Below are 13,494 nucleotides of genomic sequence, written 5' to 3'. Positions count from 1 at the left end.
TCGCTTGAAATAGTGCCCGACGTTGAGCTCGTCGGTCATTCCCATGCCGCCGTGAAGCTGCACCGCCTGATCGGCGACGAACTTGCCGGCATAGCCGATCTTCGATTTTGCACCCGAGGCGAGCCGCGACAGGCCGGCATCGCCAGCGCTGAGGCTGAGGCTCAGATGCTGCATCAGGGAAAGCGCCTCCTGATGTGCGATGAACATGTCGACCATTCGGTGTTGCAGCACCTGGAAGGAACCGATGGTGGTGCCGAACTGCTTGCGCGTCTTCGAATACTCCAGCGTCGCCGAGTTCAGCTCGCCGATGGCGCCGACTGCTTCCGCGCAGAGCGCGCCGATGGCACGGTCACGGCAGGCTTCCAGCGCGGCAACACCCTCGCCTTCTGCGCCCAGCAATTGCCCGCGGACCTCGCGCAGGCCGAGCTCGGCGGCCCGGCGGCCGTCGATGGTCTTGAAGCTCTGGAGATCGACGCCGGTCGCGCGCCGATCGACCACGAACAGGCTGACGCCGCCGCGGTCACGATCGTCGCCGGAGGTCCGCGCCGAGACGATTAGATAGTCGGCCCAAGGTGCGGCGATCACCATGGTCTTCGCGCCGGTCAGGATGTGGTCGCTCCCCTCGCGCCGCGCCCGCGTCGTGACATTGGCAAGATCGAAGCGCGATGCCTTCTCCGTCCAGGCCAGCGTCCAGATTTTCGAGCCGTCGATGATTTCAGGGATGAAGCTTTGCTGCTGCTCCGGCGTGCCCACGTGCTCGATCAATCCGCCGGCCAGCACCACCGTCTCGACGAACGGCTCGACCACGAGGTGACGGCCGAACTCATGCATCACGATCATGGTCGACAGCGGACCGCCGCCGAGACCGCCAGCGCCCTCGGAGAACGGTGCAGCGAGAAGGCCGAGCGCGGCGAAAGCGTCCCATTGCTTTCGGCTGAAGCCCTCCTCGCTTGCCACGATCTTGCGCCGCGCCTCGAAGTCGTACTGGTCGCGCAACAGGCGCTGGACGCTGGAGCGCAGCAATTCCTGCTCTTCCGTGAACTGAATATCCATCCGATCCTCCCAGATCCGGCGTGACTAGAGCCCGAGCACAGCCTTGGCGATGATGTTGCGCTGGATCTCGTTGGATCCGCCGTAGATGCTGAGCTTACGCGCGTTCAAATATTTCTCCGACGCGGTGTGGCCATAATCGGGGCCGGGCATGAAACGGTTGGCGCTGACCGGATGCTCGCGGATGGCAAGGCCGTAATTGCCGATGGCGCGATGGGTGAGCTCGGTAATGTGCTGGAAGATCTCGGTGCCGCGGATCTTGAACAGCGAGGCCGCCGGACCCGGATCGATGCCGCGCGCCATCTGGGCGATCACACGCAGCTCGGTCGCCTCCAGCGCCAGCACGTCGAGCTCGACGCGGGCGATGTCGCGCAGGAATTCGAGACGCGCGGGATCGTCGGCCGGTATCTCGGCCCTCACGATCTGCTTCAGCTTGTTGATGTAGCGGGTGGAGCGGCCGATTCCGGCCATGCTGGTGCGCTCGTTGCCAAGCAGGAATTTGGCGTAAGTCCAGCCCTTGTTCTCCTCGCCGACGAGGTTCTCGACGGGCACGCGGACGTTTTCCAGGAAGACGTCGTTGACCTCGTGGCTGCCGTCGATCGTGATGATCGGCCGCACCGTCACGCCTGGCGACTTCATATCGATGAGCAGAAAGGAGATTCCCGATTGCGGTTTCGCGCTCGGATCGGTGCGCACGAGGCAGAAGATCCAGTCGGCATGCTGCGCCAGCGTGGTCCAGGTCTTGTGACCGTTGACGATGTAGTGGTCGCCGTCGCGCACGGCCTTGGTTCTGACGGTTGCGAGGTCCGAGCCGGAGCCAGGCTCCGAATAGCCCTGGCACCACCAATCCTCGCCGGACAGGATCCGGGGCAGAAATTTCTTCTTCTGCGCCGCGTTGCCGAACGTGTAGATCACCGGCCCGACCATGGTGACGCTGAAGGCGAGCGGCGGCAGCGTGCCGGCGCGCGAGGTCTCCTGCTCGAAGATGAAGCGCTGCGTGACGGACCAGCCCGGGCCGCCGTACTCCTTGGGCCAGAGCGGGGCGATCCAACCCTTCTTGTGGAGGATCCGGTGCCACAGCAGCGATTGCTCCTTGGTCAGGTCGGTCTCCGGATTTGGAACGCGCATTTCCGGCGGATAGTTCTCCGCAATGAAACTGCGCACCTCGTCACGAAACGCGGCGTCCTCGCGGGAAAGCTTGAGCTCCATCGCAGCAGGCTCCGCTACCACTTCTCGCCGAAGGGACGGATCTCCAGCTCGAACGTCCATGCGCTTCTCGGCTGCTGGTAGAGCTGCCAATACGAAGTTGCGACGGAGGACGGAGGCATCAAGGCGTCCGGATCATCCAGCGCGGTGGGCCCGAGAGCCTCCAGCCGGCGTTGCCGAACCCACTCGGTGTCCACGCCGGAATCGATGATGAGATGCGCGACGTGAATATTTTTCGGGCCAAGCTCGCGGGCCATGGCTTGCGCGACCGCACGAAGGCCAAACTTGGCGCTTGCGAAAGCAGCATACCCGCTGCCGCCTCGGAGCGAGGCGGTCGCCCCGGTAAAGAAGATGTTGCCACCCCCGCGCGGAAGCATGAGGCGGGCCGCCTCGCGACCGGCCAGAAAGCCGGAATAGCAGGCCATTTCCCAGACCTTGCGGAAAACGCGTTCTGTGGTTTCCAGAATTGGGAAATTGACGTTCGCCCCGATGTTGAAGATGCAGACTTCCAGCGGCGCGTGCTTGTCCGCATCGTTGAGGAAGGAGATGATTTCGTCTTCCTTGCGAGCGTCGAGCGAGCGTGCGTGAATCTCGCCGCCGGCGGCCTCGATATCCCTGACGAGCGGAGCCAATTTTTCGCCGTTACGACGGCCGGCGAAGACCGTGAAGCCTTCTGCGGCGAATTTTTTGGCGATCTCGCCGCCGATGAAGTCTCCGGCGCCGATGACGGCCACGGTTGCGTTTCTCTTTTGCAAGATGTCCTCCCGGTAAGTTAGATATGTTGCCTGCGGAATTCGGGCGTCTGCACCGCAGGGGCTGCGCCACCTTCGCGCAAGCTCTCCGCGAGATTGTGCTTGAGTATCTTGCCGGTCGATGTCGCCGGCAAGGCATCGAGGATGACAATTTCGGACGGCCGCTTGTAAGAAGTAAGCTGAGACCGGACAAAATGCATCAGGGTCTCTGGTGTCGTGCAAGATCCTGGCAGCAACTGCACAAAGGCCACGATCTCCTCATTGCCGTCCGCGGCACGACCGACCACAGCGGATTGCACGACGTCCTTGTGTGAACTGAGGACTGCTTCGACCTCCGCGGGATAGACGTTGAAACCGGAACGAATGATCATTTCCTTGGTGCGGCCCACGATGTACAGACAATCGCCATCGAAACGCGCGAGATCGCCGGTATTGAACCAGCCCTCGCTGTCAATCACCTTCGCGGTGACCTCGGGGGCACGATAGTACCCCAGCATCACATTGCGCCCGCGGACGTGCAGCTCGCCGACTTCACCCGATACACTCGGAAATCCTTCGATGGTTCGCACCCGCGCCTCCACACCCGGCAGCAGCGTGCCAACAGCCTGATCCGAGCGTGGCCTATCGAAACGTACGCCCGATATTCCCGGCGAGCATTCGGTGATCCCGTAGCCGTTGAGCAACGGAAGCCCGAACTCTTTTTCCACGTGCAACTTCAGGTTCAAATCCAGCGGCGCGCCGGCGACGGCAATCAAGCGCAACGAGCCTCGGGCGAGCTGTTCCACGCCTGATACGCTCTTGTACTCCAGCAGGCGCTGATAGGTGGCAGGCACGCCGTTGAGGATGGTGACGCCCTCCTCCGCGATCGCCTTTGCGGTAGCCGCCGGATCGTATTTGCTGACCATCCGCACCGTGCCGCCGACCATCAGCGTCATGATCAGGAGCGAGATGCCGACGATATGCGAGATCGGCAACACAAGATAGATTTTGTCGTCCTCGTTCATCCTGCGGAAATACGCGGTGGTCTTTGCGCTGATCAGCAGGTTGTCGTGCGAGAGCATCACGCCCTTGGGAGTCCCCGTCGTCCCTGACGTGTAGATCAAAACCGCGACTTGCCTTGCTGAATCGGTCTCCACGGGCTGGACTGTCGCGCTTTCGTTGAGCGGGCCAACCCCAATTTCCGCTAGCGGGCCAATTCGCCGATTCTCGGCGCCGTAGCGTGAGGCGTGAGCAGTGGCCTCCTTCGAAATACCGGACGTGAAAAACATCCGCCGGGCGCCGCTGTGATCACGGATCTGGTCCAGTTCGCGCGCCGACAAGCGCGGGTTGGCGACAATCGCCCAGGCGTCTAGCCGGCTTGTCGCCAGCAGCAAAGCAGCAAGCGCAATACAGTTTTCGCTGACAATGATCATCCGATCGCCGGCCCTGATCCCCAGCGACGAGAGCACGGTGGCGATCTCGTCAACGCGCTGCTCCAGTTCTCGATAGCTCCAGGAAGCTCCGTCCTCGACCAGCGCAATCCGGTCGGGCGCTCTGGCAACCGGTCCTGCCGTTACTTCATGGATTCGGCTCGGCAAGCCGACAGCAATCTCGTCGCCACTGATCGTCTCTGAAAGCTCCAGCACGACTGACCTCCCGACCGACCATGCCAACTTTGCAATGCGGCACACTTGGCTTCAGTTTATAGTTCTTTTTTAGAACTCGTCAATCGATAAATCGTCGTCGGACCGGAGTCAAACGGACAATCCATCTCTGAGCATGGTTTTGCGCGGCTCATAAAACCGCCGTTTACAACGCATCATCCGACAGCTAGTCTACAGTATCAAATAAGAACTTAAAGGGAGGATCGAGGATGGCGGCGAGCCGCGGTGCAGCGATACTTGTTGGCGCAGGCGATGCCATTGGCGCGGCGGTCGCCCGGCGTTTTGCCCGAGGCGGCTATACGGTTTGCATCTGCAGGCGCGATGCCTCCAAATCGCAGGGACTAGTGGCCGAGTTGAGGGCCGCGGGGCATGACGTTCACGCATTCAGCGTAGATGCGCGCCAGGAAGCAGAAGTCCAAGGCATTTTCGCGCGGGTCGAGAAAGAGCACGGGCCTGTCGAGGTTTGCCTCTACAATGCCGGCTCGAACGTCAACAAGCCTCTGCTCGACACGACGGAGAAGTTGTTCTTCAAAGCCTGGGAACTCGCCTGCTATGGTGGTTTCCTGGTTGGACGTGAGGCTGCCCGCGTGATGCTGTCGCGCGGACGCGGCACCATCTTCTTTACGGGTGCGACGGCAAGCGTGCGTGGCGGATCGGGGTTTGCAGCATTTTCATCGGCGAAGTTCGGACTTCGAGCAGTGGCCCAGGCGATGGCGCGCGAGCTTGGACCGAAGAACATTCACGTCGTGCATCTCCTGATCGACGCTGGCGTGGATAGCGAGGCGATTCACCAACGCATGAAGACAGCGAAGGGGATCGAAGCAAGCGATATTCCGCCGGATAGCCTGACCAAGACGTCTTCCATCGCCGAAGCCTATTGGTTCACCCACCAGCAAAGCAGAGATGGCTGGACCCACGAACTCGATCTCCGTCCGTCCGTGGAGAAATGGTAATATGGATGCGACACCAGACCTGACCCTGTGGGGCGTTGGAACGAGTCGCACCATTCGTCCGCATTGGGCCATGCACGAACTGGGCTTAGCCTATAAGACAAAGCCCATTGGCCCGCGAACCGGCGAAACCAAGACCGCAGATTACTCGAAGCTCAATCCGCGCCAGAAGATCCCGCTGCTTCAGGACGGCGACTTCTGCATCGGCGAGAGCGCGGCGATCGTTGCCTACCTGTCGCGAATGTATTCCACGACGGAACGATCCCTGATTCCGGAAGCCACCCGCGAGTATGCAGCGTGGCTGGAATGGTGCTTCTTTATCGTCGCGGAGCTGGATTCCACCAGCCTCTACGTGATGCGCCGTCATCGGGCCGACGCGCTCGGACCGATCTACGGCATTGCGCCCGAGGTCGTTGCGCAAGCCGCCGAGTATTTCCGACAGCAGCTGCGTCATGTTGAAGTCGCACTTGCAGACGGCCGGCAATTCCTGATGGGCGACCGGTTTACCAGCGCAGACATCCTGCTCACGACGTGCCTGGAGTGGGCCCTCGCCTATGGCGTCGGCATTTGCGACAACGCTCAGCCCTATCTCGAGCGCATCAGGAAACGGGAAGCCTTTCAGCGCGCCGTTGCGGCGAATGTCGCGATGGCACCGATCACGCCGGCGACGGGGAAGCTCTAGAATACGTGCGAACGGGCTTCGCGGTTAGACCGCGACGCGCACGCTGCGCTCGGCGACCATCTTGTCGATGGCGCCGTCGTCGTAGCCCAGCTCGTGCAACACGTCGCGGGAGTGTTCGCCCACCCTGGGAGCGGGCCCACCGATCGCGGCCTCGTTGATCGCAAAACGCGCTGCTGGCTTAGGTTGCCGCACCCGTCCCACTTTCGGTTGATCGAACTCGGCAATGATATCGCGCGCGACCACCTGTTCATTGTGGATGATCTCGCCCCGCCGCAAGATCGGCGAACAGGGGACGTCGGCGGCATCCAGACGCTCCAGCCATTCTGCGGTGGTGTGCTGGCTGATATATTCGGCCATTTTGTTGATGCGTGCCGTGGCGTTGACCGAGCGCGCCGATGGCGTCGCAAACCGGGGATCCTTGGCAAGCTCGGGGTCGCCGGTGGCGCGGCAAAAACCCTGCCATTCGGAATCGGAAATAGTACCGGCGGTGATGTAGCCGTCGCTGGTCTTGAACACGAGATCAGGCCGATCGTTAGGATCGGCAGCAGTGGCCTCGGCACCCACCACCGTGTATTGCATCATGCCTTCCGGCCACAAATACGAGATCATCGCATCCAACATAGCGACCTGAATGTGATCACCTTGCCCTGTCTTCTCGCGGGCATAGAGTGCTGCCGCTACCGCCTGGGCGGTGAACACCGCGGTAGTCTTGTCACATACGATGGTTCGGATCATCTGCGGACGGTTCGTGACCGGCTGCGACTGGATATCGGCAAAGCCCGAGAGGCCCTGAATGATCGGATCGTAAACACGCTTCTTCACATAGGGTCCGGTGTCACCAACACCGCTGATCGAAACATAGATCAGGCGCGGCTGTCGCTGGCGCAACTCTTCCACGCCGAGACCGAGACGCTCCATAGTGCCCGGCCGGAAATTCTGCACCAGGACATCGGTTTGCGCGACCAGTTTGGCGAGAACCTCACGGCCGGCTGCGCTTTTGACGTCAATCGACAGCGAGCGCTTGCCACGATTTGAAGAAATGAATAGCGCGGAGAACTCGCCATCCTTATCAATGGTGGCACGGCTGCGCCGGGTAATGTCGCCGCCGATCGGCTCGATTTTCAGGACGTCCGCGCCCTGATCCGCCAGGAACATGGTCGCGAAAGGACCCGACACTACGCCTGTCAAATCGAGGACGCGAACGCCGTTGAGGGGACCGGGCATCACATTCTCCCTGAATTGACTTTGTTATAAGGTCGACTGAGGTTTCGTCATGCAGGTGCGCGGACGTCTGCCCGGCTCTGCAAGGCTCCAGGTTCTGGCCTTAGGCCGTCTTCGAAACGGGCTGGCCGATCTGCTCGACGATCGACTCCTCCACATCGCGAAGCTGGTCCTTGCCGAAGAACATTTCCTTTCCAACGAAGAAGGTCGGCGAGCCGAATGCGCCTCGGTTGACGGCGTCGGTGGTCCGATCGATCAGCCCCTTCTTGACGTCGTCCTGCTGCGCACGCGTAAGCAACCGATCGATATCGACGCCTGAGGAGATGAATGCTGCTCGGAAGGTTTCGAGGTCATCCATCTTCTTTGGTTCCTCCCACATGTGGTGGTAGGCCGCGCGGAAATAGGGTTCGAACACGCCTTCGAGCTGCGCCGCGACGGCGCCGCGCATCAACATCAGCGTATTGACCGGAAAAAACGGATTGGACCGGAACTTCGTTGCATTATGGCGGCGAATGAAGCGCTGTGTCTCCAGCGCCTGGTACTCCGGCTTGTTCTTGATGCCCCGAAGAGATTCGAAGGGGGACATGTTGCCCGTCGCCTTGAAGATGCCGCCGAGCAGGACCGGGACATATTCGAATTTCACGCCGGTGCGCCGTTCGATTCCGGGAAGGGCCAATTCCGCGAGGTAAGCATTTGGACTGCCGAAATCGAACAGGAATTCAACTTTCAGGGACATGTCAGCTCCTCCCGCAGAGCGCAATGGTGGACAGGCTTGCTGATCTTCTAAGCCGAACGCAGGCCCTTATTCATTCTTACAGTTCTAAAATTGAACTGTCAAATCTGGCCTGAATCGTATTGGTTTCGGCGGCTCGGCGGGGGTATTGTAACAACTTTAGTACCTATCTAGAATGGTACGATCGGCGCTGCCGTTTCCCCTGATTCGAGCGGAACAGGCGTCGGTCGACCGGAGAGCAGGAATGAAATGGGATGAACTTGAGGAAGAGCCATGTTCGATGGCTCGCACCATTGGTGTGATTGGTGACCGCTGGACTCTTCTGATTCTCCGCGAATGCTTTCTGCGCACGCGCCGCTTCGAAGGTTTTCAGTCAGCGCTTGGAATCACCCGCCATTTGCTTGCCGAACGGCTCAAAAAGCTGGTTCGGCAGGGCGTCCTGCGCCGCATTCCATATCAGGAGTCGCCCAAGCGCCACGAGTATATCCTAACGCAAAAGGGCCTCGACCTTTATCCGATCATGATGGCGCTCGTACATTGGGGTGACACCCACATGGTTGACGAACGCGGACGCCCCCTACTGCACGAGCACCGCAAGTGCGGCAAGACGTTCGATCCGGTGATGGTGTGCTCCGAATGCGGAGAGCCGCTTTCGGCCAAGGAAGTTCATGTCCATCCTGGTCCAGGCGCGCGCCCTGCTCCGGAGAGAGTCTTGCTCGACAAAAAAGCAAAGCCGAAGCCCCGCAGGAAAGCGGCATAACGGCGCCAAGCCGCGTTCCGCGCAATGGCCGCAGCCGAGTTCATTGGCGTCGCTTCTCGTGGAGAACCTTGTCGAGGTCGAAGACCACGTCACTGTTGGCGGGAATCCGGGCTCGCTGCGGACTCCTGGCCGCGTCTCGCTCAATTATCACGTCGAGGTCGACGGACTTCTTCTACTCAGTTCCACACGGCTGGCTGGGGCGGGAGGGATCGATCCTCCGAATGGCGGAATCAAAATCAGTTCGACTATCTAGTTATTTCAAGGTGCATTTGGAAAAAAATGGCTGAATTCGCCTTTCAGCGCATGGACCGAGCAGATCAATGCATCCGAGTTGTCGGGGTTCGATCCCTGGAGCGACTCGAACCCCCGAACCTAGTATTCAGCCTGCTGGCGAGATCGACGATCAAATAGCCTTGAACATCCAGTCAGGATGAAGGTGAGTTGCTGCTTAATCAGATGCCCGCCCTCAAGCCGGGATCCGCCAGGACGATGGCTTAGCGCGGATTAGGGTCTGAGTTTGCTTTTTGGAATATCCCGCCAAGAAGTCGAATCTCGAGACGACCACCGCTTCTTCTTTTGAGGCACGGACATTGCCCAGGCGTGACCGTCGTCCTTTGGTGGCGAACGCGAAATTGCACATGCATCTGATGATAACACAACGCGGATTGGCTGCTCGCCCTCGATGACCACTTCCGCTGCCCCCGCTTCCTTCGCAGCGCGGATCACGCGGACGATTTCATCGTGAGTATGCTTGGCAGGACCACGAGGCTTGGAGCGCATTAAAACCCCAATCGTCAGAACAATTGTTCGGTGCTCGCTCGGATGCCACGACCACTCGAATTCGCCGCCGCCAAGCTGGTGATCTGAAGTTATTGAGACTGAAATGGTGCGGCATCTCGGGCTCGCCTAGGCCTCGGAACTCGATCGCCGACCGGCAGCCTTGGAGCAAGAAAAATTCCTGTGGCGAAGCCGGCGAGATAGGCCAGCTCATAGTTCTAAGGCGGCGTACCAACTTCCAACAACTTCAACGAGTTGCGCGCGCCAAAGCGCGCATTAAGTGCCTTAACTTTCAAAGCAAATGTGTTATGTTTCCAATCAGTTAGGCGTTTGGTGCGCTCGGAGGGACTCGAACCCCCACGGTGTTACCCACTGCCACCTCAAGGCAGCGCGTCTACCAGTTCCGCCACGAGCGCTAGGAGATGCCGGCCTGAGGTCGTTAGGCTGGCCGGATCAGCGGCCGCCGATCTAACAAATCCATCAGGGGGATACAAGCCTGCAGAGACCCCGAATTCCACAAGCTTGGCAGGAAAGTTCCGGGCCCTTCCCCAGGGATCGGCCTTTAACCCGCACGCCCGGGGCGCTACCGCGTCCCCGGGGCGCTACCGCGTCCCCGGCGTGCGCGGCAGCATTTGCTTGACCTCGACCGCGATCCGGTTGCGGTCGACCAGCACGACGCCGGAGGCAACCGGCAAATTGTTGGCCAAGACCTTGACCTCGTCGGCCTCGGTTGCGTCCAGCTCGATGATGGCGCCGCGGGAAAGACGCAATACCTGATGGATCGGCATGGTGGTCGTCCCGAGGACGACCATGAGATCCACGGTGACTTTATCGAGTGTGGGCACTGTCAGGACCGCCGCAACTTGGGACTTTGAACCAAAGGACTTGGCATTTGCGCCCACGATCATCACCACGTTATGGTTAGCCAATGGTTAATTCGCCTGAAAGCCCCCGCCAAAACCAGCGTCAAGAGCTCGATTTGACGTCGTTTTCCGCCGCAGGCGGCGAGCCCGTTGCGTGGCTTATCTCGGACGCTCCGGTGCCCTATCCGGACGCGGTGGCCGCCATGGAGGCCCGCGTCGCGGCGATCGCCGCGGGCGAGGCTCCCGAGCTGGTCTGGCTGCTCGAACATCCCCCGCTCTACACCTCCGGCACCTCGGGCAAGGAATCCGACCTGCTCGATCCCCGATTCCCGACCTTTGCGACAGGACGGGGCGGGCAGCTCACCTACCACGGCCCCGGCCAGCGGGTGGCCTATGTCATGCTCGACCTCAAGCGCCGCCGACCGGACGTCCGGGCCTATGTCGCAAGCCTGGAGGAGTTGATTCTGCGCACGCTGGGCGCCTTTAACGTCCGCGGCGAACGGCGCGAGGACCGGGTCGGCGTCTGGGTGAAGCGGCCCGACAAGGGCCCTGAGCACGAGGACAAGATCGCGGCAATCGGCGTCCGGCTGAAACGCTGGGTGTCATTCCATGGCATTGCCATCAACGTCGAGCCGGAGCTGTCGCATTTCGCCGGCATCGTGCCCTGCGGCGTCGCCGATCCCCGCTACGGCGTCACCTCGCTGATCGATCTCGGCCAGCTCGTGACCATGGCCGATGTCGACATCGCGCTCCGGCAGGCGTTCGAGGAGCTGTTCGGGCCGACCCGCGCGCTGCTGCCGGAAGCGGCGGTCTAGCATTTTCCTGTTCGAGGCCGATCGCGCGTGTTCTCCGCTCGCCGCGGAATCGGCTATGCTTGATTCCGGTGCCGCCCACGCCTCCCCCCTCCGCCGGGAAAGCAGACGTCATGCCGGGCGATTCGATCATCGGACCGACTATTCGAGCGCCAGGCATAAGGAGGGATTGCGCTTTCTGCTCGCAATGGGAGGTTCTCTCGATGAAGTTGTCTGCACCCATTTATCATCTGAAGCGAAAAGCAAAACGCCTGTCGCACGAGCAAGGCATTCCGCTCCACGCCGCGCTTGACCGCATCGCCACGGCGGAAGGCTTTTCCGCCTGGAGCATGCTGGCGGCGAAAGCTGCCGCGGTGACGCCGGCCAACAGGCTGTTTCCGCAATTCCGGCCGGGCGACCTCGTACTGGTCGGCGCGCGCCCCGGGCAAGGCAAGACACTGATGAGCCTCGAGCTTGCCGTCGAAGCCATGCGGTCGGGCCATCGCGCTGCATTCTTCTCGCTCGAATATACCGAGAAAGACGTTCTGGACCGCCTCCGCGCGATCGGCGTGGACCCCGTGCAGTTCGACGAACTGTTCGAGATCGATTGCTCGGATGCCATCAGCGCCGACTACGTCGTGAAGCAAATGGCCGCAGCTCCCCGCGGCACAGTCGTGGTGATCGACTATCTGCAACTGCTCGACCAAAGGCGGGACAACCCCGACCTCTCCATTCAGGTGCGCGCGCTGAAATCGTTCGCACGCGATGGGGGATTGATCGTCGTCTTCATCGCACAGATCGATCGATCCTATGATCCCTCAGTCAAGCCATGCCCCGATCTCAGCGATGTCAGGCTGCCGAATCCGCTTGACCTGCAGCTGTTCGACAAGACGTGCTTCCTAAACAATTCAGAATTTCAGTTCCGCGCCGCGAGCTGAAATACAGGCCGCGGGTGAGATCATCACCCCCGGCTTCCCGTCTCATGCCGCCTTGAGCGAAACCGCGAGCTTGCCGGCGATGTAGCGCCGCTCCTGGGTCAGGCCGCCAAAGCCGTAGGCGTCGCCCTTGACCTCGTCGACGTGCAGATAGGTCTCGGGATGCAGCGGGCCCAAAATCTCGGCCATGCGCTTGAACATGGCAGCGAGATAGGCGGCCTTCTCGTCCTTGGTGTTGGTGCCTTCGCTGACGTGGATGTCGATCCAGTAGCTCGCAAGCTTCTGCTCGGCGAGCGACTTGCCGCCGGCGAACCAGTCGCTTGCATCGACCGATTTCACGATGATGGCGGTCACCTCGGGATCCTTGTGCAGGATCTTTGCGGTGAGCTCGGACACGGCGTTCGCGATGTCAGCCTTCAGCGACGGCGACTGACGGGACGTGGTGTAGGATACGGTGATCAGGGGCATGATGGTTCTCCCAAAAATGTCGCACGATTTGCGCGGCGTCGGTGAGAAGCTAGACCTCCTCTCATCATTTTGGTATCTTATCTCTATTGATACCAGTGATAACGATTCATAATGGCATCCACACTCGACATCGCCACCGTCCAGGCCTTCCTGTTGGTCGCCGACCTCCAGAGCTTTACCCGTGCCGCCGAAGCGCTCGGCACGACGCAGGCTGCGGTCAGCCTCAAGCTGCAACGGCTGGAGACATTGCTGGCAAAACGTCTCGTCGAGCGTTCGCCGCGCGCGGTCCGGCTCACCGCCGACGGCGCCGCGTTCCTCGATCGCGCCCGCGCGCTGATCGCGGCGCATGACCGCGCGCTGTCGGGTGAGGCGGCGACCGCGCAGTCGCTTTCGCTCGGCATCTCCGACCACGCCGCGGGCCCTGAGCTGGTGCCGCTGCTCGAACGGCTGCATGCGATGTCTGCGAATCTCACCCTCGCCGTCACCATCGGCTTCTCGCGCGAAATGCAGGATGCTTATGACGCGGGAGAACTCGACGCCGTGATCGTCCGCCAAGAGGGCAGCCGCCGCGGCGGCGAAAAATTGGCCGAGGACGAGTTTGGCTGGTTCGCCGCGCGCGGCCTCACGCTGCCGAAGGGCGAGCCGCTGCCGCTTGCAACGCTC

14 protein-coding genes and 1 tRNA gene are annotated in these 13,494 nt (G+C 61.1%); 6 read left to right on the top strand and 9 right to left on the bottom strand.

The genetic code is table 11. From position 1 onward, the window contains the following. The 4 genes from CWO91_RS38115 to CWO91_RS38100 all read right to left on the bottom strand — a co-directional run. The coding region (locus tag CWO91_RS38115) for an acyl-CoA dehydrogenase family protein (RefSeq protein ID WP_130220544.1) at positions 1-1,053 on the bottom strand (1,053 nt) is incomplete at its 3' end. A 24-nt stretch (positions 1,054-1,077) separates the two neighbouring features. After that, positions 1,078-2,259 carry an acyl-CoA dehydrogenase family protein gene (locus CWO91_RS38110; RefSeq protein WP_130220543.1) on the bottom strand — a complete coding sequence of 394 codons (1,182 nt, stop codon included), beginning with the start codon at positions 2,257-2,259 and terminating at the stop codon, positions 1,078-1,080. A gap of 14 nt (positions 2,260-2,273) precedes the next feature. Continuing rightward, positions 2,274-3,011, bottom strand: coding sequence for an SDR family oxidoreductase (locus tag CWO91_RS38105; RefSeq protein ID WP_018322608.1), 738 nt, complete (start codon positions 3,009-3,011; stop codon positions 2,274-2,276). A gap of 17 nt (positions 3,012-3,028) precedes the next feature. Then, positions 3,029-4,633, bottom strand: coding sequence for a class I adenylate-forming enzyme family protein (locus CWO91_RS38100; RefSeq protein WP_130220542.1), 1,605 nt, complete (start codon positions 4,631-4,633; stop codon positions 3,029-3,031). A 227-nt stretch (positions 4,634-4,860) separates the two neighbouring features. Here CWO91_RS38100 and CWO91_RS38095 point away from each other — a divergent pair, with 227 nt between their 5' ends. Both CWO91_RS38095 and CWO91_RS38090 read left to right on the top strand, forming a co-directional pair. Further along, positions 4,861-5,604, top strand: a complete 744-nt coding sequence (locus CWO91_RS38095; protein ID WP_130220541.1) for an SDR family NAD(P)-dependent oxidoreductase — start codon at positions 4,861-4,863, stop codon at positions 5,602-5,604. A 1-nt stretch (position 5,605) separates the two neighbouring features. After that, the gene (locus CWO91_RS38090; RefSeq protein WP_130220540.1) at positions 5,606-6,283 is read left to right on the top strand and encodes a glutathione S-transferase family protein; all 678 of its coding nucleotides are present in this window, start codon (positions 5,606-5,608) and stop codon (positions 6,281-6,283) included. A 24-nt stretch (positions 6,284-6,307) separates the two neighbouring features. Here CWO91_RS38090 and CWO91_RS38085 read toward each other — a convergent pair whose 3' ends face one another. Next, positions 6,308-7,507 carry a CaiB/BaiF CoA transferase family protein gene (locus CWO91_RS38085; protein WP_130220539.1) on the bottom strand — a complete coding sequence of 400 codons (1,200 nt, stop codon included), beginning with the start codon at positions 7,505-7,507 and terminating at the stop codon, positions 6,308-6,310. 100 nt (positions 7,508-7,607) lie between these two features. Continuing rightward, positions 7,608-8,240 carry a 2-hydroxychromene-2-carboxylate isomerase gene (locus tag CWO91_RS38080; protein WP_130220538.1) on the bottom strand — a complete coding sequence of 211 codons (633 nt, stop codon included), beginning with the start codon at positions 8,238-8,240 and terminating at the stop codon, positions 7,608-7,610. A gap of 241 nt (positions 8,241-8,481) precedes the next feature. On the opposite strand from CWO91_RS38080, the gene CWO91_RS38075 reads away from it, so the two are divergent. Then, complete coding sequence (locus CWO91_RS38075; RefSeq protein ID WP_130220537.1) at positions 8,482-8,997, top strand: winged helix-turn-helix transcriptional regulator; 516 nt, start codon at positions 8,482-8,484, stop codon at positions 8,995-8,997. A 1,108-nt stretch (positions 8,998-10,105) separates the two neighbouring features. On the opposite strand, the gene CWO91_RS38070 is transcribed toward CWO91_RS38075, so the two are convergent. Both CWO91_RS38070 and CWO91_RS38065 read right to left on the bottom strand, forming a co-directional pair. Next, positions 10,106-10,190 (bottom strand) — tRNA-Leu (locus CWO91_RS38070). A 186-nt stretch (positions 10,191-10,376) separates the two neighbouring features. After that, the gene (locus tag CWO91_RS38065) at positions 10,377-10,619 is read right to left on the bottom strand and encodes a FliM/FliN family flagellar motor switch protein (RefSeq protein WP_011088012.1); all 243 of its coding nucleotides are present in this window, start codon (positions 10,617-10,619) and stop codon (positions 10,377-10,379) included. 83 nt (positions 10,620-10,702) lie between these two features. On the opposite strand from CWO91_RS38065, the gene lipB reads away from it, so the two are divergent. Continuing rightward, on the top strand, positions 10,703-11,452 hold the full coding sequence (gene lipB, locus CWO91_RS38060; RefSeq protein WP_130220536.1) for a lipoyl(octanoyl) transferase LipB: 750 nt from the start codon (positions 10,703-10,705) through the stop codon (positions 11,450-11,452). Positions 11,453-11,652: 200 nt separating this feature from the next. Continuing rightward, complete coding sequence (locus CWO91_RS38055; protein WP_130220535.1) at positions 11,653-12,366, top strand: DNA helicase; 714 nt, start codon at positions 11,653-11,655, stop codon at positions 12,364-12,366. A 42-nt stretch (positions 12,367-12,408) separates the two neighbouring features. Here the strand turns inward: CWO91_RS38055 and CWO91_RS38050 are convergent, their stop codons facing one another. Beyond that, the gene (locus CWO91_RS38050) at positions 12,409-12,831 is read right to left on the bottom strand and encodes a tautomerase family protein (RefSeq protein WP_130220534.1); all 423 of its coding nucleotides are present in this window, start codon (positions 12,829-12,831) and stop codon (positions 12,409-12,411) included. A 111-nt stretch (positions 12,832-12,942) separates the two neighbouring features. Between CWO91_RS38050 and CWO91_RS38045 the strand changes: the two genes are divergently transcribed. Further along, positions 12,943-13,494 (top strand): LysR family transcriptional regulator (locus CWO91_RS38045; protein ID WP_130220533.1); only part of this gene is annotated, 552 nt, incomplete at its 3' end.

This window comes from Bradyrhizobium genosp. SA-3 (assembly GCF_004212635.1).
Taxonomy (GTDB): domain Bacteria; phylum Pseudomonadota; class Alphaproteobacteria; order Rhizobiales; family Xanthobacteraceae; genus Bradyrhizobium.
The sequence above is the reverse complement of the archived record's forward strand: the minus strand, read 5'-3'. Positions and strand labels throughout refer to the sequence as shown.

Bases quoted from the DNA above. Each gene is read 5' to 3' on its own strand.
- CWO91_RS38110 (WP_130220543.1), bottom strand. From the start codon at position 2,259: ATGGAGCTCAAGCTTTCCCGCGAGGACGCCGCGTTTCGTGACGAGGTG.
- CWO91_RS38095 (WP_130220541.1), top strand. From the start codon at position 4,861: ATGGCGGCGAGCCGCGGTGCAGCGATACTTGTTGGCGCAGGCGATGCC.
- CWO91_RS38090 (WP_130220540.1), top strand. From the start codon at position 5,606: ATGGATGCGACACCAGACCTGACCCTGTGGGGCGTTGGAACGAGTCGC.
- CWO91_RS38085 (WP_130220539.1), bottom strand. From the start codon at position 7,507: ATGCCCGGTCCCCTCAACGGCGTTCGCGTCCTCGATTTGACAGGCGTA.
- CWO91_RS38080 (WP_130220538.1), bottom strand. From the start codon at position 8,240: ATGTCCCTGAAAGTTGAATTCCTGTTCGATTTCGGCAGTCCAAATGCT.
- CWO91_RS38075 (WP_130220537.1), top strand. From the start codon at position 8,482: ATGAAATGGGATGAACTTGAGGAAGAGCCATGTTCGATGGCTCGCACC.
- lipB (WP_130220536.1), top strand. From the start codon at position 10,703: ATGGTTAATTCGCCTGAAAGCCCCCGCCAAAACCAGCGTCAAGAGCTC.
- CWO91_RS38055 (WP_130220535.1), top strand. From the start codon at position 11,653: ATGAAGTTGTCTGCACCCATTTATCATCTGAAGCGAAAAGCAAAACGC.
- CWO91_RS38050 (WP_130220534.1), bottom strand. From the start codon at position 12,831: ATGCCCCTGATCACCGTATCCTACACCACGTCCCGTCAGTCGCCGTCG.